General features: G+C 69.4%; 14 protein-coding genes. 5 read left to right on the forward strand and 9 right to left on the reverse strand.

Annotated elements, in window-relative coordinates; translation table 11 throughout:
- Window positions 1–18: 18 nt before the first annotated feature.
- Complete coding sequence (locus tag CY652_RS03485; RefSeq protein WP_102129288.1) at window positions 19–1,017, forward strand: hypothetical protein; 999 nt, start codon at window positions 19–21, stop codon at window positions 1,015–1,017.
- Between the two features lie 132 nt (window positions 1,018–1,149).
- Here CY652_RS03485 and CY652_RS03490 read toward each other — a convergent pair whose 3' ends face one another.
- On the reverse strand, window positions 1,150–1,992 hold the full coding sequence (locus CY652_RS03490; protein ID WP_102129289.1) for a CerR family C-terminal domain-containing protein: 843 nt from the start codon (window positions 1,990–1,992) through the stop codon (window positions 1,150–1,152).
- Between the two features lie 94 nt (window positions 1,993–2,086).
- Here CY652_RS03490 and CY652_RS03495 point away from each other — a divergent pair, with 94 nt between their 5' ends.
- From CY652_RS03495 to CY652_RS03505, 3 genes are read left to right on the forward strand one after another with little or no spacing between them, the layout of a single operon-like run.
- Window positions 2,087–3,241 (forward strand): HlyD family secretion protein, encoded by a 1,155-nt coding sequence (locus tag CY652_RS03495; protein WP_102129290.1) that lies wholly within the window; start codon window positions 2,087–2,089, stop codon window positions 3,239–3,241.
- Window positions 3,234–4,850 carry an MDR family MFS transporter gene (locus CY652_RS03500; protein ID WP_102129291.1) on the forward strand — a complete coding sequence of 539 codons (1,617 nt, stop codon included), beginning with the start codon at window positions 3,234–3,236 and terminating at the stop codon, window positions 4,848–4,850. The genes CY652_RS03495 and CY652_RS03500 overlap by 8 nt, the downstream gene beginning before the upstream one ends.
- A gap of 20 nt (window positions 4,851–4,870) precedes the next feature.
- Window positions 4,871–6,379: an efflux transporter outer membrane subunit gene (locus CY652_RS03505; protein WP_102129292.1), complete on the forward strand. Its 1,509-nt coding sequence runs from the start codon at window positions 4,871–4,873 to the stop codon at window positions 6,377–6,379.
- 92 nt (window positions 6,380–6,471) lie between these two features.
- Here CY652_RS03505 and CY652_RS03510 read toward each other — a convergent pair whose 3' ends face one another.
- From CY652_RS03510 to CY652_RS03530, 5 genes are all read right to left on the reverse strand, one after another.
- Window positions 6,472–7,674, reverse strand: coding sequence for a hypothetical protein (locus CY652_RS03510; protein WP_102129293.1), 1,203 nt, complete (start codon window positions 7,672–7,674; stop codon window positions 6,472–6,474).
- Window positions 7,675–7,834: 160 nt separating this feature from the next.
- Window positions 7,835–8,653 (reverse strand): metal ABC transporter permease, encoded by an 819-nt coding sequence (locus tag CY652_RS03515; RefSeq protein ID WP_102129294.1) that lies wholly within the window; start codon window positions 8,651–8,653, stop codon window positions 7,835–7,837.
- Window positions 8,654–8,655: 2 nt separating this feature from the next.
- Window positions 8,656–9,570 carry a metal ABC transporter permease gene (locus tag CY652_RS03520; protein WP_102129295.1) on the reverse strand — a complete coding sequence of 305 codons (915 nt, stop codon included), beginning with the start codon at window positions 9,568–9,570 and terminating at the stop codon, window positions 8,656–8,658.
- Between the two features lie 15 nt (window positions 9,571–9,585).
- Window positions 9,586–10,431, reverse strand: a complete 846-nt coding sequence (locus CY652_RS03525) for a metal ABC transporter ATP-binding protein (RefSeq protein ID WP_219723696.1) — start codon at window positions 10,429–10,431, stop codon at window positions 9,586–9,588.
- Window positions 10,428–11,444: a metal ABC transporter solute-binding protein, Zn/Mn family gene (locus CY652_RS03530; RefSeq protein ID WP_180970390.1), complete on the reverse strand. Its 1,017-nt coding sequence runs from the start codon at window positions 11,442–11,444 to the stop codon at window positions 10,428–10,430. The genes CY652_RS03525 and CY652_RS03530 overlap by 4 nt, the downstream gene beginning before the upstream one ends.
- Window positions 11,445–11,622: 178 nt before the next feature.
- Here CY652_RS03530 and CY652_RS03535 point away from each other — a divergent pair, with 178 nt between their 5' ends.
- Window positions 11,623–12,687: an esterase gene (locus CY652_RS03535; RefSeq protein ID WP_102129296.1), complete on the forward strand. Its 1,065-nt coding sequence runs from the start codon at window positions 11,623–11,625 to the stop codon at window positions 12,685–12,687.
- Window positions 12,688–12,723: 36 nt separating this feature from the next.
- On the opposite strand, the gene CY652_RS03540 is transcribed toward CY652_RS03535, so the two are convergent.
- The 3 genes from CY652_RS03540 to CY652_RS03550 all read right to left on the reverse strand — a co-directional run bounded on the left by CY652_RS03540 (window position 12,724) and on the right by CY652_RS03550 (window position 19,634).
- Window positions 12,724–14,007, reverse strand: coding sequence for a sensor domain-containing diguanylate cyclase (locus tag CY652_RS03540; protein WP_102129297.1), 1,284 nt, complete (start codon window positions 14,005–14,007; stop codon window positions 12,724–12,726).
- Window positions 14,008–14,308: 301 nt separating this feature from the next.
- Window positions 14,309–15,145, reverse strand: a complete 837-nt coding sequence (locus tag CY652_RS03545) for a class II glutamine amidotransferase (RefSeq protein ID WP_102129356.1) — start codon at window positions 15,143–15,145, stop codon at window positions 14,309–14,311.
- A 259-nt stretch (window positions 15,146–15,404) separates the two neighbouring features.
- The gene (locus CY652_RS03550; protein WP_102129357.1) at window positions 15,405–19,634 is read right to left on the reverse strand and encodes a bifunctional nitrate reductase/sulfite reductase flavoprotein subunit alpha; all 4,230 of its coding nucleotides are present in this window, start codon (window positions 19,632–19,634) and stop codon (window positions 15,405–15,407) included.
- Window positions 19,635–19,946: the final 312 nt, after the last annotated feature.

Genomic DNA, 19,946 nt, shown 5'->3' on the forward strand with positions numbered 1-19,946 from the left:
CCCAAGCCGGAGAACGACATGTCCACGCTAACCCTTCTTCCGACCGACGCGCTACAGTCCGCGTCGAGCTATGCCGGCAACACCAACGGCGTTTCCAGCCTGGGAACGACGGGCGACAGCACGAGCCCGGACCAGTTGGCGCAATTCATCCAGACCCTGCTCGAAGAACTGCTGCAGATGCTGGCCTCGCAGCAGAATTCCGGCGACGGCACGTCGCCGGCCAGCGGCGCAGGCGGCTCGTCCGGCAGCATGCCGACGCTCGCCGACGCCGATCCGCCCGCGGGCACCGAGGACATGGCCGTTCCGGCCGGCGGTACGGGAGCCGGCGGCAGCCCGGCGTCCAGCGCCGGCGCGGCGGCCACGCCCGCGGCGACGACACCGCCGGCCACGACGCCCGCCCCCGCCCCGACACCGGACACGGGCACAAGCACGGACAACGACGGCAATACGGGCGGCAGCGGCGCCACGCCGGGCATCGCGAACAACGCCGGCGGCGTACCGCAGGCCGCCGCCATCAGCGGCGTCAGCCCGAACTCGTCCCAGGTGGTCAATACCGGCACCGGAAACGACAAGACCTTCAACGTCACCAACGACACGAACCGCACGGAATCCTTCACGTATTCCGTGCAGGGCGACAACAAGGCGACCCTCACGCTGCAGCCCGGCCAGACCGGCACGTTCGTCGCCGGCTCGTCCGACATCGGCGTGCGGATCTCGCCCTCGAATGCCCAGGGCGCCACGAATCCGGACGAAGTCCTCTACGAGGACGGCGGCGCCGCGAACGGCCAGGCCGCGGGCGCGGGCAACCCCGACGTCAGCAAGGTCGACGGCGACAAGGACTACTACGGCAACAACGAGAACATGACCGTCACGCTGTCGGACGGCAGGACGGCAGGCGACGGCGACACGATCACCCCCTACATGTACTCGACCGACGACGCGAACGCGATGGGCCTCGCCGGCGACCCGAGCAAGACCGTCAACATCGTCATGTCCGACGCGTCGTCGGGTAGCTGATTCCGCCCGGCCGCCTGCGAACGGAACGAAAAAACGAAACGCGGCGAACTGGCCGGCCGCCCGCTCATGGCGACCGGCCGGTTTCGCATCGACGACGCGCAAACCCGAAAAACCCGTGCAATGCCGGCGGCCTCACGCCGCGCCGGAGTCGGCCTTCTCGCGTATCGTGACGCCGCGCCGGCCTTTCCCCCTTTTTTCCCCTTTCGCCTCCATGCGCGAGGCGGACGCGGCCGGCCCCGAATCGGCCGCCGCCCGTGCCCGCGTTCGATCCGCATCGCGGCCGGCCGCCCAGAGCTCGAGCAACACGCGGGTCTGGCCGCAGACCGTCGCTTTCATCAACTCGGCCTTCTCCGAGTCGATCTCGCTCCAGCCGAGCAGCTTCAGCACCGAACGCGGAGAGATGTGGAACAGCATCAACTGGCCGTACAGGCTCACGAGCCGGATCAGCGTCACCGGGTCGTCGGCGGGGAGGCCCGTGATCCGCGCCACCAGCGCCGCGCCGATCGCGTTGAGCGGATTGCGCAGGCGTTCCTGCAGGATGTCCGACGCGATGGCGGGCTCGTGGCCGGTCTGTTCGCGCGCGAAAAACAGCCGGTGGTTGGCGGAACCCGACTTCATGAACATCTTGTCTGCGATCACCTCCTGGATGCCGATGAACGCATCGATCAGCCCGGCCGTGTCGGCGCCGCGCTCGAGCGCGGCCGACGCGCGGCGCACCACCGGCTCGAAGCTGCTCCAGACGGTTTCGACGATGTAGTCGGCGCAGGCGCGATAGACGCCCTCCTTGCTCTCGAAGTAATACTGCAGCGCCGGCGCGTTGACGCCGGCGCGCGCGGCGATGTCGCGCGTGGAAGCGCCGTCGTAGCCGTACTCCCCGAACAGGTCGAGCGCGGCCTCGATGATCCGCCTGCGGGTTTCGTCGCCCCGCGCATAGCCGCCCTTCGTCGGGCGCCTCGGACGTTTCGTGTCGTTCATAGGTCTCTCCTGCGATCCCGGTAGAAATATACCACTTGACACATATTTATCAGATGGAATAATTGTGGCCGCCCGACCACCCACGGATCGACCTATGTCCGCAACCGCAGGATCGCCGCCGCAAGGCGCAGCCCCCAAAGACCCGACCGCCGCGCCCGAGCGGCGCACGAGAACCCGCAACGTCCTCCTCGTCGTCGGGCTCATCGCGCTGATCGCCGGCGGCATCTGGCTCTTTCGCTGGTGGACCGTGGGCCGTTACATCGAAAGCACCGACGACGCCTATCTGCAGGCCGACAGCGTGACGATCTCGCCGCGCGTCGGCGGCTACGTGACCGCGGTGCTCGTCGGCGACAACGTGGCCGTGCAGTCCGGCCAGCCGCTCGTGCGGATCGACACGCGCCAGTACCAGGCCTCGCTCGACCAGGCGAAGGCGACCGTCGGCGAACGCGAGGCCGACATCCAGCGCGCCGAAGCCGACATCGCGCAGCAGCGCGCGAACGTCGTGCAGGCCCGCGCGCAGGAAGAAGTCGCGCGCGTGAACTTTCAGCATGCCGAATCGGACGTGCGCCGCTACGCGCCGCTGGCGGCAACGGGCGCGGAAACGCACGAGCGCCTTTCCGACCTCGTGAGCACGCGCGACCAGGCACGCGCGACGCTCGCCGCGAATACGGCGGCCGCAAACGCCGCACAGACGCAGATTGCCGCGACGCTTGCGCAGATCGACCAGGCCCGCGCACAGCTCGAGGCGGCCGAGGCGAACGTCCGCTCGGCCGCGCTCGACCTGCACGACACCACGCTCGAAAGCCCGTTCGCGGGCCGCGTGGGCGATCGCACCGTGCGTATCGGCCAGTACGTACAGCCCGGCACCCAGTTGATGACGATCGTGCCCGTGCAACGCATCTATCTGACGGCGAACTTCAAGGAAACCCAGGTGGGCGACATGCGCTCCGGCCAGAGCGCGACGCTGCACGTCGACGCGCTGCCCGGCGTCGACGTGCACGGCGTCGTCGACAGCTTCGCGCCCGGCACCGGCTCGCAGTTCGCGCTCCTGCCGCCCGAGAACGCCACGGGCAACTTCACGAAGATCGTGCAGCGCGTGCCCGTGCGCATCCGCATCGACACCGACTCGCAGACGCGCGAGCGGCTGCTGCCGGGCCTTTCAGTCACCGTCGACGTGGACACGCGGTCCTCGCCGACGCACCCGGGCGATTCGGGCAACCCGGGCACCGGGAACGCGAATCATGGCTGACACCCCGACCGTCAACGGCAACGCCGGCAACAACGGCGCCGCGCCGGCCTCGCCCGAAGGCCGCGCGACGGCCACCGACTGGGCCGCCGTCGCGGCCGGCGCGCTCGGCGCGCTGATGGCGACGCTCGACATCTCGATCACGAACTCGGCGCTGCCGCAAATCCAGGGCGAAGTCGGCGCGACGGGCACCGAAGGCACCTGGATCTCGACCGGCTACCTGATGTCGGAAATCGTGATGATCCCGCTCGCCGCGTGGCTCACGCGCGTGTTCGGCCTGCGCAACTTCCTGCTCGGCGCCTCGGGACTCTTCATCCTGTTCTCGATGATGTGCGGGCTGTCGCATTCGCTGCCGGAGATGATCGCCGGCCGCATCGGCCAGGGCTTCACCGGCGGCGCGATGATCCCGACCGCGCAGACCATCATCCGCACGCGGCTGCCGCGCGCCCAGATGCCGGTCGGCATGACGATCTTCGGCCTGATCGTGCTGCTCGGGCCGCTGCTCGGGCCCGTGCTCGGCGGCTGGCTCGCGGAAAACATCAACTGGGCCTGGTGCTTCTTCATCAACGCGCCGGTCTGCGCGGCGCTCATCACGCTGCTGATCGTGGCGCTGCCGCCCGACCGGCCGCACTGGCACGAGTTCGTCAACGCGGACTGGATCGGCATCGCCGGGCTCTCGGTCGGCCTGAGTTCGCTCACCGTCGTGCTCGAGGAAGGCCAGCGCGAGCTCTGGTTCGAGTCGGACATGATCTGCTGGCTCTCGGCCGCGACCGCGTTCGGCATGGTGCTGATCGCCGTCTCGCAGTTCACCGCGAAACGGCCCATCATGCGGCTCTCGCTGCTGCGCAACCCGAGCTACGCGAGCGTCATCCTGATCGTCTCGGCCGTCGGCGCGGGGCTCTACGGCGTCTCGTACCTGCTGCCGCAGTTCCTCGCCCAGGTGGCCGGCTACAACGCCGAGCAGTCGGGCGCCGTCATGCTGCTCTCGGGCCTGCCCGCATTCCTGATGATGCCGCTCCTGCCACGCCTGCTCGGCCGCTTCGACTACCGCGTGCTCGTCATCTCCGGGCTGCTCTGCTTTGGGTTCAGTTGCCTCATCGACATCGACCTGACCGCGCAGAGCGTCGGCCACGATTTCACCTGGTCGCAGATCATTCGCGGCGTGGGCCAGATCCTCGCGATGATGCCGCTCAACCAGGCCTCGATGGCGGCCGTCTCGCGCGAGGATTCGGGCGACGCGGCGGGGCTCTACAACATGGCGCGGAATCTGGGCGGCTCCGTCGGTCTCGCGATCATCGGCACGCTGATCGACCGCCGCAATACGTTCCACACGGCGGCGATCCGCGATTCGCTCACCGCCAATTCCGTGCTGGGGCAGGATCGCATCGCCGCCAACGCCGCGAGCTGGTTCGCACAGACGGGCGACATGGCCTACTCGAAGATGCGCGCGCTCGGCCAGCTCGCCGCGCAAATCCAGACGCAGGCCACGGTGATGACGTACTCGGAGACGTTCTACGTGCTCGCCATCGCGCTCTTCGCCTGCATTCCGCTCGCGCTCCTGCTCAAGACCGCCGCGCCGCAGGGCGGCGACCGGCCGTCCGCCGGCCATTGACGATCTTCCGGTTCCCGACGATGCGATCCCGCCTCTTTCCCGCATGCCTTCCCCCGCTGATCCCGACGCTCCTCGCCGCCTGCGCGCTGGCCGGCTGCGCCGTCGGCCCCGACTATCGCGGCGCGCCGCCCGTCGCCGCCGACGCGCTGAAGGCCGGCACGTTCGTCCGCGCGCCGGCGAGCGGCGTCGTCGCGGCATCGCATCCGCCGAGCGACTGGTGGCGCGCGCTCGGCGACCCGCAGCTCGACGCGCTGATCGACACCGCGCTGCGCAACAATCCCGACGTCCACGCCGCCCGGGCCCGCCTGCTCGAGGCGCGCGCGCAACTGCGCCAGCAGCAGGCCAACGAACTGCCCAAGGTCTCGGCGAGCGCCGCCGCGCTGCGCATGCGCGAGCCCGATCTGTCGTCGCTCAGCTCGCTGCTGCCGGACACTGGCGACGAAGGCGGCCAGGGCAGCGCGATCCCGCTCGGCAGCGGCGGCCCGCTGCAGCTCTACACGGCAGGTTTCGACGCCAGTTGGGAAATCGACCTGTTCGGCGGCACCCGGCGCGCGATCGAGGCGGCCTCGGATCAGGCGGGCGCCGTCGACGCCAATCTGGCCGACACCCAGGTCTCGCTCGCGGCCGAAGTCGCGCAGACCTACATCGACCTGCGCGACGAGCAGCAGCGCCTCGCGATCGCGCAGCATGCGGCCGCGCTGCAACAGCAGATGCTCGCGCTGACCGAGCAGCGCCGCGCGCTCGGCACGGCAGCCGACGTGGACGTCGAACGGCTGACGAGCCAGGTCGAGAACACGCGCGCGACGCTGGTTCCGCTCGACGCCCAGGTCACCGAATCGCTCGATACGCTCGCCGTCCTGACGGGCCAGCCGCCGGGCGCGCTCGACGGCCAGTTGGCATCGGGCGGCGCATTGCCCACGCTGCCGGCCGAGGTGAGCGTCGGCGACCCGGGCGCCCTGCTGCGCCAGCGGCCCGACATCCGCGCCGCCGAGCGGCAGCTCGCCTCGAGCAACGCGCAGATCGGCGAGCACATCGCCGATTATTTTCCGAAGCTGACGCTGCTCGGCGACCTCGGCTTCAGCGCGTCCGATCCGGGCCACCTCGTTCGCAAAAGCAATTTCACCTGGATCGGCGCGCCGTACCTGCAGTGGAACATCCTCGACTTCGGCCGCACCGCCGCGAGCGTGCGCGGCGCGCGGGCCTCGCGCGACGAGGCGCTCGCGAACTACGAAAAGGCCGTGCTCGGCGCACTTCAGGACGCCAACACCGCACTCTCGCGCTATGGGCACCAACGCGAGCACCTCGTGCGCCTCGAAGCCGTGGAGCGCTCGGCGGACCGCTCGTCAGAACTCATGCGGCAGCGCTACACGGCCGGCGTCGAGACGTTGATCGACCTGCTCGATACGCAGCGCACGCAACTCTCGGCCCAGCAGGACGTCGTCGCGGGACAGGCGGAGCTGCTCAAGGACTTCGTCTCGCTGCAGAAGAGCCTCGGGCTCGGCTGGCAGACTGCTGCGCAGCAGGATTGAGGCAGTCGATGCGGTCGGGTTCGCGCGCCCAGGGCGCGCGCAAACCCGATGCCGGGAAAGGAAAAAAGAGGAAAGGCGGGCCCGGGCGTTGCTCAGGCCGCCGTGCGCAACGGTTCGAACGACATCGCGCCGGTCGTGCCGTCCGGCCGCTGATACAGCGTCGTGCCGTAACCCTGCGAATCCTTCGACTGGATCGACAGGGCCTGCGAAAAACCGACCACGACCGTGATCGTCGCCGACGCATCCAGCGCCTGCGCTGCGCCGGCGGTATCGGCGCCGGAAGCAGCACCTGAAGCGTCGCCCGCCTCCGAAACGGGCTCGCCGGCCGCCGCGTCTTCATCGCTGCCGCCCGATGCGCTGTTCGCGTTCGCCACGTCGGCCATGTGCCGGAGCAGATCCAGGATTTCGCTCTCGCCCGACGACGTATCGCCCGTCCCGTCGTCGCTCGACGCCCCGGACGCCGATGCCGCCGAATCGTCGGCCGGGCTCTGGGCCGACGCCCCGGCCAGCGGTTGCGCATCGCCCTCCGCCTCGCCCGTCTGCGAGCCGCCGTCGCCCGTCGCGCCGGGCGAGGACAACAACATCAGGAACGGCGAAAGCGTCGGCACGAGCAGGCCCGCGTCGATGCCCGAGCCCGTCGTCTGCGCCGTCGCCGTGTAGCTCGACACCTGCTGCTCGTTGAGCGAGACCGACAATTGGCCCGTACCGGGATCGAGCTGGATCGACACCGATCCCGAACGCTCGTTGACGACGACCGCGGACGGCGGCATCGTCTGCCAGCCGCTGCCGCTGTTCGCCGACGGCAGGGCCGTCGTCCGGCTGAAGCTGGCGCTCAGGTTGACCTCCCCGCCCTGCGCGAGCTGCTGCTCGAACGAGGACGTCGCCGAGGCCGCCTGGGTGGCGCTGAATCCGGCGTTCACGAGCATCGTGTTCAACGCGGCCGCCAACTGCGAGGCGGAGCCGCCTTGCAGTTCGCTCTGGCCCGTCGTCGGATCGACCGTGGTGGCCGATTGCATCGCCTGCACGAACGCGTCGCTGAACTGACCGACGTTGGAGGCGGCCTCGGCCGCGTCGGCGCTCGCCTCGAGCAAAAGCGGCGACGCCGAATCGAGCTGCCCGGCAGCCGTATCGCCCGTGCCTTCCAGCGAAGGCTCGGGAATCAGCGAGGAAAATCCGCCGATACCGCCGCCGGCCTCGTCCAGCCCGGACGTGGCGCCGCTCGCGTTTTCCCGGCCGGGCGGGTAAATCAGCGGATAAAGGCCGCCGGCTGCGCTGTTGATCGTATGGTGGGACATTCGACTGTCGAGGTTCCGTCCTGCCGTATCCGGATACCGCGGCCGCCCTTGTTCGGGCCGCCCGCGGAGCTCACCCTCCTATATCGGCGGCTCTTTCGATTTATTTAGGGTGTTCCGCCTCAAAAAGCCGGCCTCGGCAAACCGGCCGTCCCGCCGCGCCCTACGCCCGGCCCACCCTCACGCGGGCGCCCGGGCGGCCCCGCCACGCCCCGGCGGCCCGCCCCAGACCATAGCAGCCCGCGCCGAGCGCCCCGACGAAGAAACCGACCGGCCAGTTCGTCAGCCACGAGAGCGCGATGGCGGTCCACACCGTCGCGAGCGAGAGCCCGACCGAAATCGCGACCGAACGCAGCGGCCGCACGCTCAGGAGGCGCGCCGCCGACGCCGGACCGACCATCAGGCTGAAAACCAGCAGCGCGCCCACCACGGGCAGCGCCATCGCGGTCGCCAGCGCGAGGATGCCAAGAAACGCGACATCCATCCGGCGGCTCGCCACGCCCCGAACCGCCGCCAGCTCCGGCGATACGGCGCTGAGCAGCAGCGGCCGGAACAGCAGCAGGGTCGCCGCCGCCGCGACGGCGCTGACGACGGCGACCGGCACGAGGTCGGCGTCGCTCACGCCCAGCACCTCGCCGAACAGCAACGCGTAGACGGCCTGCGAATACTCGCGGGTCATGCTCAGCAGCAGCGCGCCGACGCCCAGCAGGGCCACGAGGCACAGCGCGGTCGCGACCCCGTGGTGCCCGCGGCGCCCCAGGCAGCCGATGCCGAGCACGCCGAGCCCGGCGAAGAGCACGAGGCCCGGCAGCGGATCGAGGCCCGCGAGCGTCGCCGCGGCCGCGCCCGGAAACGCGCCGAGCGGCAGCGCGTGGGCGGCGAACGACTCGCCCCGGAGCACGACGAAGAACCCGACGATGCCGGTCAATACCGCGACGATGCTCGCCACGATCCATGTGTTGATCATGAAACTCGCAAACATCGTCAGGCTCCGTCCGTTTCGGCGTCGTCGGGCAGGACCGATGCCCCCGGCCCGAGCCGCCCGGCCGGCGCGATCAGGCTGAGGGCCGCGTAACCGGCGAAGATCAGCGTGGTCACGAAAAAGCTCACCGGCCAGCCGTGTCCGGGCGTCCAGGCGTAGCTGTCGTAGGCGAGCAGAATGCCGCCCCAGGTCGCGCCGACGCCGATGGCCGCCGCCCAGGCCAGCGCCGCGCCGGGCCGCCTCGCGAGCCGCAGCGCGATCGCGGCGGGCCCGATCAGCAGCGCCGTGGAGAGAATCGCGCCGACCGTCATGGCCGAGAGCGCGACGGCGAGCGCCAGCACCACCATGTGCGCGAGGCCGACGGCGCGCACCCGGACGCCCCGCAGCGCGGCCAGCTCGGGATCGACGGCGCACAGCAGCAGCGGCCGGTAAAGCGCCGCCGACGCGATGAGCGCGACGGCGCCGACGGCGAGCGCCGGCGGCACGATCGAGGCCGGAATCGCGAACATCGAGCCGAACAGGACGGTGATCGCCGCGCCGGTCGTGCTCATCGACGTCACGTCGAAGTAAAGGAACAGCGCCGTCAGTCCGAGCCCCGCGCCGAGCACGACGCCGGTGACGAGATCGCGCTCGCGCGCGCGACGCACCCGGACCAGTTCCATCCCGAACGCGGCCGCCACCGCCATGATCCCGAACCCGAGCAGCGGATTCAGGCCCACGAGGAACGACGCCGCGCCGCCGGCGCTGCTCACGTCGGCGAGCGCATGACCAGCGAACGACTGGCCGCGCATGACCGCGAACACGCCCACGACGGCCGAGACGAGCGCCGCGCCGCCGCCGATGACGAGCGCAGTACGAACCGGCTCGCTCGCGAAAAAGCCGGGCGCGAAAAACAGGGCGGCAAACAGGGGCTTCATCGGCAAAACAAAACGTCAGTGGTACGCCTGCACGGCGTGATCGGGGCGGTGCCGCAACGCCGGCAGCGCCGCGTCTTCGGCCTCTTCGGCGCCCGCGGCGACGACGAGCACCCGGCCGTGCACGCGGATCACGTCGATGCGATAGCCGTAGAGCCGGCTCAGCACCTCGCTGCGCACGACTTCGTCGGCCGGCCCGCTCGCCGCCCGGCCGCCCGCGAGATAGACGATCCGGTCCATGACGGGCAAAAGCGGATTCATGTCGTGGGCGGACAGCAGCACGCCAATGCCCTGTCCCACGCAAAGCCGGTGCAGCAACGCGACGATTTCCGAGGCGCTGCGAATGTCGAGATTGGCGAGCGGCTCGTCGAGCAGCAAGAGCCGCGGACGGCGCACCAGCGCATGCGCGATCAGCACCCGCTGCTGCTGGCCGCCCGAAAGATCGCCGACGCGCTGATCGGCGAACGCGAGACCGTCGACGGCCGCGAGCATGGCGTCGACGGTCTGGTCGCGCTTTCTCGACGGCCACGGCAGCCCGGGTCGATGACCGTCGAGCCCGAGCGACACGAGATCGCGCGCGCGCAGCGGCAGGTACGGATCGAGCAGGATCTTCTGCGGCACATAGCCGACGGAGGCGGCCCCGCCGCCGTCCGCGCCGATCCTCACGCTGCCCGCCTGGGGCCGCTGGAAGCCGAGAACCGTGCGCAACAGCGTGGTCTTGCCCGAGCCGTTCGCGCCGATCAGTCCGCAGAACTGCCCGGCCCCGAGCCGGAACGTCACGTCCTCCAGCACGCGGCGCCCGGCAAACGACACGTTCACGCCGTCGACCGCGAGCAGGCCGCCCGACGGGTCCGCCCCGTTCACTTGCGCGCCTGCAGCGTTTCGGTGGACGTCCCGCTCGCCACGGCCCGGCGCAGGGCCTCGACTTCGGCACGCATCCACGACTGATAGGTAAAGCCTGGCGTCGGCATCGTCTCGTAGACGCCGACGACGGGAATGCCGTTCTCTTTCGCGAGATTGAGGAAGGACTGGGTGAGCGCGTCGGTGACCTGCTGGTTGTAGACGAACGCCTTGACGCGATGGCCCGTGAAGAGCCCGTTCTGCGTGCTCACGTCCTGCGGCGACGGATCGGTGCCGTTCATGATGGCCGCCTGCAGGCTGAACGGCGTGAGGATGGTCGTGCCGGCGGCCTGCAGCATGTAGTTGGCGACGGGCTCCGTCGCGGCGACCGGCGTGCTGCCGTACTTCGCCCGGAACGACGCGATCGCCGCCAGCCAGGGCTTGAGCGAGGCGTCGAACTTGCGCGCGTTGGCCGAGAAATAGGCGGCTTCGGCCGGGTCGTGCGCGCTCAGCCCGGCCGCGATCGCCTTCGCGACGGCCGGCATCGTCTTCGGGTCGTACCAGAGGTGCGGGTTCGGCGTGCTGTCGGGCAGGCCGAGCAGGTGCTGGACGTCGATCACCGTGCGTCCGTCCGCCGGCGCCGCCGCGATGATCTTGTCGGCCCATGCGTCGTAGCCGACGCCGTTCTTGACGACGAGGTCCGCCGAGGCGATTTGCCGGGCGACCTGCGGATTCACTTCGAACGTGTGCGGGTCGGTGTTCGGATCGGTCTCGATGGCCGTGACCTGCACGTACCGGCCGCCGATCTGCGCAATGACGTCGGCGTATTCGTTCTCCACCCCGACCGCATGGATCACGCGCGGCGCCGGCGCGGCCAGCGCGCTGCCGCCGTGCAACGCCAGCAGCGCCGCCCATGCGCCGACGGAACCGGCCAGCAGGCGGCCGCGACGGCGCGAAGACGAAGTCGACCGGCGTTGAAAACGACCGGCTAAACCGGACGGAAGAACGGAATAAAGCGAAGCGGTGATTTTTTTCATCGGACGGATTTGAAAGCAGGTTGGAAGGTCGGCTATTGCTCGTCTTATACGTTATAACATAACACAATAGACTTCCAGGTTGCCGCCCGGGCCGGCCCGCCGCGGCCGTTTTCGGTATTCTCGGCACTGCGCACGCCTTCGCGTACGACGAACACCGACAATCAAGGAGACAGAAACAATGAGAGATCCCGCATCGCTCGCCGGCCGCCTTTGCTGTACGGCGCTGCTCGCCTTTGCGCTCGCGTCCTGCGTTTCGCAGACGACGTCCGATCGCGCCGCCGGCCTATCCGGTCCGCTTTCGATCGCGAAACAGGGCAGTTTCTTCATCGGCGGACGCGACGTCCATTCGGACACGCTATCGACGCTGCCGAACTACGCCGCCTCCGGCACGGTCACGGTCGACCAGATGTACGTGCATTACCAGGTGCCCGTCGGCGCGAAACCGCTGTCGCTCACGCTCATCCACGGATGCTGCCTGACCGGCAAGACCTGGGAGACGACGCCCGACGGCCGCATGGGCTGGGAAGAATATTTCGTGCGCCGCGGCTATCCGACCTACGTCATCGACCAGTCCGACCGCGGACGCTCGGCGGCGGACATCAGCGCCATCAACAGCGTGAAGCTCGGCCGGACGCCGCCCTCGCAACTGCCCACCGTGTTCGCCGCCTCGCACGAGTCCGCCTGGAGCATCTTCCGCTTCGGTCCGAAGTACCCCGAACTATTTACGGGCGAGCAGTTCCCCGTCGAGGCGCAGGCCGGCCTCTGGCAGCAGATGGTGCCCGACTGGAGCGCCTCGCTGCCGACGCCGAATCCGACCGTCCCCGCGCTCTCGCAACTGGCGGCGAAGCTCGGCGACACGGTGCTCGTCAGCCATTCGCAGGCCGGCATCTACCCGTTCCAGACCGCCGCGATCAGCACGCGCGGCATCGCCGGCATCGTCGCCGTGGAGCCGGCCGAATGCCCGTCCCCGACCGGCGACCTCACGCCCTACACGAAGATGCCGATTCTCGTGCTGTTCGGCGACTACGTCGAACTCTCGCCGCGCTGGGCGCCGCGCCTGAAGGCCTGCCGGGCCTTCGTCGCGGCGACCGACCGGGCCGGCGGCCACGCAGCGCTCGTGCGGCTGCCCGACGTCGGCATTCGCGGCAACACGCACATGATGATGCAGGACCGCAACAACCTGGAAGTCGCGGACTGGATCCTGAAGTGGATCGACACCCACGTCGTCGCGAGCGCTTCGTGACGACGTGGGGCGTTGGGGCGGACGGCCCCGCCCCGCCTATCCGATCTCGACGCGATTGCGGCCCGTTTCCTTGGCCCGGTAGAGCGCCTGGTCCGCGCGCTTGAGGATGACCTCCACCTCGCGCTCGCCGGGCTGGCGCTGCGCCACGCCGATGCTGACGGTAAACGGAATCGGCTTGCCGAGCCGCCAGTTGTGGCTGAACTCCTGGCGCTCGAAGATGAGGCGCAGCCGGTCCGCCTGCTCGCGCGCCGCTTCGGCGTCGAGGCCCGGCATCGCGGCCACGAACTCCTCGCCGCCCCAACGGGCGAACACGTCTTCCTTGCGGCTCGACATCATGCCCACCCGCGCGAGGATGCGCAGCACCTCGTCGCCGATGTCGTGGCCGTAGGAGTCGTTGATCTTCTTGAAGTAGTCGATGTCGAGAATGAAGACGGAGAGCATCTCGTCCGAGACCAGGATGTTGTCGACGACCTCCAGAAACTCGCGGCGATTCGGCAGGCCGGTCAGCTCGTCCGTCACGGCCTGCTTCTGCAGCAGGTCCATCAGGCGCACCCGGTCCGTGATGTCGCGAATGACGGCAGTGAACTCGATCAGCCCGTCGACGTTGATCTTCGAGATCGCGATTTCCACGGGCAGCAGCGACCCGTCGCGATGCTGCCCGTAGACGCGGTTGCGCTCGTCCATCTGCCGCGAGCGGACCGGCGAGCGAGCGAACTGCTGGACGTACTGCGAGTGGTTGGGCCGGTATTTGGGCGGAAGCAGGTTCTCGATCGACTGGCCCATCACCTCGTCCGACGAGTAACCGAACAGATTTTCGGCGGCGCGATTGAACAGCGTGATGTTGTGCTGCTGGTCGATCGTGATGATCGCGTCGTAGGCCGCGTCGACGACGGAGCGGAAACGGGAGGTCGTCACCTCGAGCTCGTGCGTCAGGTACATCTTCGGCGTGATGTCGAGCCCCGTGACGAGGATCTCGAGCACCGTGGCGCCGCCGTTCGAATGCTTGAACGGCTTGAGCGACAGACGCCACCAGTGCGTGCCGTCCCTCAGGTCGTAGGCCTGCTCCAGCTCCTGGGCGATGCCGGAATCGAAGCATTCCTGCAACTTCATCCTGAATTGGCTGCGGGCGTAGTTCGGCACGAGCGTATCGAACGGAATCGGAAACGTCCGGATGCCCGCCCGCCGGCCGCCCGTCATTTCGAAGAATCCGTCGTTGCAGGCCGGCACGATGAGTTGCCCCCCCTCGTCGTGCCCGACGATGGCGACGCTCGCCTCGATTCCGTCGACAAACTCCTGGATTCTGCTGGACCACTCGACCATGGCGCCTCCGGCAAGAGATTTTCCACGCGTTGGCGGACGGGGATATCACACGCTTGCAAACATCCCGACCAGAAAGGGCTCTGCTGAACGACTGCGAAAAGCATAGCGCCGTCGATCCGTTGCGGAAAGACGGGAAACCCCGTCGACGCCTGGTGATGCGAACGACATGGGCGAAGCCGGGGTTCGGCACGCGGTGAGGAAGATTACCGCAAGCGCGGCGATCGCGTTGCCACGGTGAGCGATGAACGAAGGCGCCGCCCGGGCCGGGTGGCGGCGGGGCGACCGGGCGGCGTTCGGGGCCTCAGCTTCTCGTGCGCGGAGCAAAGGCCCGCTGGCGGAGCTCGCCGCGATGCGCGACGACGGCGGTGCCCTCCTCGATCGCCTCCCAGGCGTCGGGCAGATCGACGAGCGGTTCGGACAGCACGAGAAAGGCGTCGTCGCCCACCGCGGCGATGCGGGGGTCGTGCGGATAGAGCTCGTGCAGATGTTTGAACGAGGTGCTGTGAAAAAGCGTGCGCGAGCGCCCGTCGCTCGAATAGCGCGCCGCGACGACCCGCTCGCCGTCGGTCGCGCAGACGGTCATGTTGAGCGGCGCCTCGACCCGGTGCTTCGCCGCGGTCTGCTCCACGAAGCCCGCCATCCGCTCGAGCGCGGCCACGGGGTCCTGATTCAGCCCGAAGGTCAGCGCCAGATAGAACATGACCTCGGAATCGGTCGAACCCTCGATCGCCCCGAACAGCCCCGGGTCGATGCCGAGCATCAGGTCGCGGCGCAGCGTCTGATAGTGACGAATCTGCCCGTTGTGAACGAACAGCCACTGGTTGTGGCGAAACGGATGGCAGTTGGTTTCCTGCACCGGCGTGTCGGTCGCCGCGCGGATGTGCGCGACGAACAGCGGCGAATGAATGGCGCGCGCCGCCTCCCGCAGATTGCGGTCGTTCCAGGCCGGGCTCACGCTGCGGTAGCGGAACGGGGCCTCGTGCGCCTCGCCGTACCAGCCGACGCCGAAGCCGTCGCCGTTGGTCGTCGTCGCGCCGAGGCGCGAATGCAGGCTCTGGTCGATCAGCGAGTGCTTTTCGCGGAACAGGACGGTTTCGAGCTGAATCGGATTGCCGGTGTAGGCAAGCCAGCGGCACATGGGCGTTTCTCCTGCCATCGAGGCGGTGATCGTGCGTATGGTACGTATGGCGCGCGGCATCGTTTCCATGCGTCGCGCGGGCGGTTGACCGACTCGACCGATCGATTAATTACCGGACCGTCGTCGCTGCCGGGCCGGCAAGCCGGACGCGCATCGTTAGCGAACGTCCGGCAGCGGCGAGCACCTGCGAGCATAGTACGGAATGCAGCGGGTCGTCGCCGAACCGGGCGCCGCCGGCAAGGAGAACGCAAGGGGAAAGTCAGTACACGTCGCGCACGTAGCGCTTGTCCTTCGCGAGCCGGCTCACGTATTCGGCGGCCTGTGCGTCGCTCATGCCGCCGTGGCGGGCCGCGATGGTCCGGAGCGCCGCGTCCACGTCCTTCGCCATGCGCGCGGCGTCTCCGCAGACGTAGAAATGCGCGCCCTCTTCGAGCCACGCCCAGAGCTCGGCCCCGTTTTCGAGCATGCGGTCCTGCACGTAGACCTTGCCGGCCTGGTCGCGCGAGAACGCGAGATCGAGGCGCGTGAGCAGGCCTTTCTCGCGCATCGATTCGAGTTCGTCGCGATAGTAGAAGTCCGTCGCCGCGTGCTGCTCGCCGAAGAACAGCCAGTTGCGCCCGGTCTCGCCGCGCGCGAGCCGCTCGTGCAGGAAGCCTCGGAACGGCGCGACGCCGGTGCCGGGCCCGACCATCACGATCGGCGTGTCGCCGCTGCGCGGCGGGCGAAAGTGCGTCGACTTCTGGACGAACACCGGCACGTCGTGTCCGCCCGCGCGGTCCGCGAGGAACGTCGACGCCACGCCCTTGCGCGCGCGCCGGCCGTTGCTGTAGCGCACGGCCGACACCGTCAGATGCACCTCGCCCGGATGCGCGAGCGGGCTCGACGCGATCGAGTACAGACGCGGCTGAAGCCGCTTGAGCATGCCCACGAGCTCCGCCGCCGAGAGCGTCACCGGAAACTCGTGCAGCACGTCGGCCAGTTGCTGGCCCCAGAGCCATTGCTTGAGCTCCGCCTTGCGGTCCTCCGCGAGCAAGGCGCCGAGCGCGCCGTTCTCGCTGCGGGACGCGATGAACGCCAGCGCATCGGGCCCCGGCCGCGCGATCTCGTAGTAGCTGCCGAGCGCCTCGGCGAGCGGCACTTCGCCGACGCCGCTCACCGTCACCGGCGCGTCGGCGCTGAGCCCGGCCAGGTCGATCAGTTCGTCGACGAGCTCGGGACAGTTGCGGGGCCAGACGCCGAGCGCGTCGCCCACCTCGTATTCGAGCCCGCTGTCCGCCGTCGCGAGGCAGACGTAGCGGGTGTCCTTGGCCGCGCCTTCGCCGTTGAGCCGCACATTCGTCACGAGCCGCGAGGCCGCGGGCCGCGCCTTGGTCGGCGCGGCGCCGGACGACCGCTCGGGCACCCTGCCGCCCGCGGGCACGGCGTGAAGCTCGGCATCCACTTCCTTGATGCGCGCGCCGACGCGTTCGAGCCAGGCGTCGGCGGGCCCCTGGAAGTCGGTGTCGCATTCGGCGCAAACGAGCAGGCGCGTCGCGCCGAGTTCGGCCATGCGCGCGTCGAGATGGCGGCCGTGCCCGCAGAACTGGTCGTAGTTGCGGTCGCCGAACGCGAGCACGGCGTGATGCACGCCGTCGAGACGCGGCGCGTTCCCGTCCCTGAGCGCCTGCCAGAAGTCCAGGCCGTTGTCGGGCGGATCGCCGTCGCCGAACGTGCTCGTCATCAGCAGAACGAACTGTGCCTTCGCGAGCAGCGCGACGTCGTAGTCGGCCATGCAGGCCATACGTATCTCGAAGCCGGCCTCCATGAGCGCGGTGGCGTAGCGCTCGGTCAGCGATTCGACGTTGCCCGTCTGCGACGCCCAGAGCAACGTCACGCGCGGCCGCGCATGGCCGATCGTCACGGGATGCTCCGTGTCCTGCGGCAACGCCGGATTGTCTGCCGGCGAAGCCTCGCCGCGGCTGAACAGCCCGGCCAGCACGCCGTTCATCCACACCCGCGCGAACGGGCGCAGCGGCGCGTCGGCGGGCAGCGTCGGCACGCCGGTCCGGCGCGCCTGCGGCAGACGCAGGCCGCTGACGAAGCCGGAAACGTAGGCGCGCTCCGTGTCGTCCAGTTCGGGCGCGGCGCGCTCCTGCATGCCGAGCAGGGTCATGAAAGCATCGATGCGGGACATATCCTGTTCCCCGGAAAATGGCGCGGTCTCCCGAGCGGGTTCTGCGAGCGCCTGGTCGAGGTTTGCGGGCAATTGATCGGGTTGGGCGAGCCCCCGGAGAACGGGTTCGGCCGCGGCACGCGCCGGCGCATCGGCGCGGTTTGCCGGCGCGCCGGCCGGCCCCGCCTCGACGCGGCTCAGCGCGACGGCGCAGAACTTGAGTTCGGGCTGCTGCGAAACCGGATCGACGGCGTCGTGCGTGACCTCGTTGATGCAGAGGTCGTCGCCGAACACGTCGTTCCAGTGCATGGGCGCAAAGCACTGGCCCGCCTGCACGCGGTCGGTCACGACGGCGGGCAGCACGGCCCGCCCGCGCCGCGAGCGGATTTCCACGCTGTCCTTCGGCGCGACGCCGAGCGCAGCGGCGTCCTCGGGATGCAGCTCGACGAACGGGCTCGGGTTGAGCTTGTTGAGCATCGGAACCTTGCCCGTCTTCGTCATCGTGTGCCACTGGTGTTGCAGGCGGCCGGTGTTGAGCACGACGGGAAACGCGGCATCGGGCATTTCCGCCGGCTCGACGTGCGGACGCGCGAAAAAGACGGCCTTGCCGCTGGGCGTCGGAAACGCGAGCGCAGGACGGCTGCCGTCCTCCCGTTGCTTCGGCGTCTGGCTCACGCCGTCGTTCAGATAGCGGACCGGGTGGCGAGCCTGCGCATCGTCCGGCGGACACGGCCACTGCTGCGGAGCGTCGCGCAGGCTCGCGTGGCTCACGCCGCGTAGGTCGTAGCCCGTCTTCGAATTCGAAAAGCGCGCGAGCTCGGCGAAGACTTCTTCAGCGCTCGCGTAGCTGAACGCGTCGGCAAACCCCATCGCGCAGGCGACGCGCGCGATGATCTGCCAGTCCGGCAGCGCGTCGCCGGGCGGCGCGATCGCGCGACGCATCAGCGTCAGGTTGCGCTCGGAGTTCACCATCACGCCCTCGGCCTCGGCCCAGAGCGCGCCGGGCAGAAGGACGTCGGCGTAGCGGCTCGTCTCGGTGTCGAGGAACGCGTCCTGGCAGATCACGAGCTCGGCGGCCTGCAGGCCCGCGATCACGTTGCGGCGGTTCGCGACCGTCGCGACCGGATTCGTGCAGACGATCCAGCACGCCTTGATCTCGCCCGCCGCCATGCGGCCGAACATGTCGATGGTGCCCTGTCCCGCCTCGGCCTTCAGCGTGCCGGGCGCGAGGCCCCATTGCGCCTCGGCAAACGCGCGGTCCTCGTCGACGAGCAGCGAGCGCTGGCCCGGCAGCCCCGGCCCCATGTAGCCCATCTCGCGCCCGCCCATCGCGTTGGGCTGGCCCGTCAGCGAGAACGGCCCGCTGCCGGGACGGCAGATCCGGCCCGTCGCCAGATGCAGGTTGCAGATCGCGTTGGTGTTCCAGGTGCCGTGCGTGCTCTGGTTCAGGCCCATGGTCCAGAGGCTCGTCCACTCGGGCGCCTCGCCGATCCATTGCGCGGCCTGGCGAATGTCGGCCTCGGCGAGGCCCGTGATCTGCGCGACGCGCTCGGGCGGATAGTCGTCGAGAAACGCGGGCATCGCGTCCCAGCCCTCGGTGTGCGCCTCGATGAAGGCCGCATCGGTATGGCCGTTGCGATGCAGCAGGTGCAGCAGGCCGTTGAGCAGCGCGAGGTCGGTGCCGGGCTTGATCGGCAGGTAAAGATCGGCCTTGGCGGCCGTCGCGTTGCGCCGCGGGTCCACGACGATGAGGCGCGCGCCGGCCTTCACGCGGTCCATCATGCGCAGGAACAGGATGGGATGGCAGTCGGCCATGTTCGCGCCGATCACGAAGAACAGGTCGGCGCGGTCGAGATCCCCGTACGAGCCCGGCGGCCCGTCCGCGCCCAGCGAGAGCTTGTAGCCGCTGCCGGCGCTCGCCATGCACAACCGCGAGTTCGACTCGATGTGGCGCGTGCCGACGAAGCCCTTGGCGAGCTTGTTGACGAGATACTGGGCCTCGATCGACATCTGGCCCGAGACGTAGAACGAGAGCGCGTCGGGGCCGTGCGCGTCGAGCACGGCGCGCAGGCGGCGCGCGGTGTCGGCGATCGCCTCGTCCATCGCCAGCGGTACCGGGTCGGCCTCGCGCGCGCGCCGCACGAAGGCGTGTTCGAGCCGGCCCGAGCGGCGCAGCGCGACGTGCGCCGACGAGCCCTTCGTGCACAGCCGCCCGAAGTTCGCGGGGTGATCGCGGTCGCCAGCGATCCGCACGACCTCGCCGCCCTCGACGTGCAGGACCATCCCGCAGCCCACGCCGCAGTACGGACAGACGGTATGGACGGTCTCGCCGCTCATGCCCGCCGCTCCGCCCGCTCGCGCCGTCGAATTGCCCATGCCGTCACTTTGCTTTCCGTCCCGCCAATAAAAAAAGCGTCCTGCCGGCTCCGTCGGAATGACGGAACGGGCAGGACGCCGTTGTCCTCAAGCTGCTCAAGCTGTCGCTACGAATGTCTGCACAACCGGAATCGACTCTGGCTCCGGCCGGAGGATCAAAAGCAACATTCGAGCCATGCGGACAAACCGCCCGGGAACCGGGGCGGCGCGAAAGAACGCGCACGGAAAAGCAAAACGGGGCCGCCCGACGCGCGGGATTCGGTCCCGACTATG

The sequence above is a fragment of the Burkholderia sp. WAC0059 genome (genome assembly GCF_002870125.1).
Taxonomy (GTDB): Bacteria; Pseudomonadota; Gammaproteobacteria; order Burkholderiales; family Burkholderiaceae; genus Paraburkholderia.

What these genes read in the sequence shown, in the direction of transcription:
- CY652_RS03530 (WP_180970390.1), bottom strand. Translation starts at nt 11,444, where the DNA reads ATGAAAAAAATCACCGCTTCGCTTTATTCCGTTCTTCCGTCCGGTTTA.
- CY652_RS03490 (WP_102129289.1), bottom strand. Translation starts at nt 1,992, where the DNA reads ATGAACGACACGAAACGTCCGAGGCGCCCGACGAAGGGCGGCTATGCG.
- CY652_RS03540 (WP_102129297.1), bottom strand. Translation starts at nt 14,007, where the DNA reads ATGGTCGAGTGGTCCAGCAGAATCCAGGAGTTTGTCGACGGAATCGAG.
- CY652_RS03550 (WP_102129357.1), bottom strand. Translation starts at nt 19,634, where the DNA reads ATGAGCGGCGAGACCGTCCATACCGTCTGTCCGTACTGCGGCGTGGGC.
- CY652_RS03495 (WP_102129290.1), top strand. Translation starts at nt 2,087, where the DNA reads ATGTCCGCAACCGCAGGATCGCCGCCGCAAGGCGCAGCCCCCAAAGAC.
- CY652_RS03510 (WP_102129293.1), bottom strand. Translation starts at nt 7,674, where the DNA reads ATGTCCCACCATACGATCAACAGCGCAGCCGGCGGCCTTTATCCGCTG.
- CY652_RS03500 (WP_102129291.1), top strand. Translation starts at nt 3,234, where the DNA reads ATGGCTGACACCCCGACCGTCAACGGCAACGCCGGCAACAACGGCGCC.
- CY652_RS03505 (WP_102129292.1), top strand. Translation starts at nt 4,871, where the DNA reads ATGCGATCCCGCCTCTTTCCCGCATGCCTTCCCCCGCTGATCCCGACG.
- CY652_RS03535 (WP_102129296.1), top strand. Translation starts at nt 11,623, where the DNA reads ATGAGAGATCCCGCATCGCTCGCCGGCCGCCTTTGCTGTACGGCGCTG.
- CY652_RS03515 (WP_102129294.1), bottom strand. Translation starts at nt 8,653, where the DNA reads ATGTTTGCGAGTTTCATGATCAACACATGGATCGTGGCGAGCATCGTC.
- CY652_RS03485 (WP_102129288.1), top strand. Translation starts at nt 19, where the DNA reads ATGTCCACGCTAACCCTTCTTCCGACCGACGCGCTACAGTCCGCGTCG.
- CY652_RS03545 (WP_102129356.1), bottom strand. Translation starts at nt 15,145, where the DNA reads ATGTGCCGCTGGCTTGCCTACACCGGCAATCCGATTCAGCTCGAAACC.
- CY652_RS03520 (WP_102129295.1), bottom strand. Translation starts at nt 9,570, where the DNA reads ATGAAGCCCCTGTTTGCCGCCCTGTTTTTCGCGCCCGGCTTTTTCGCG.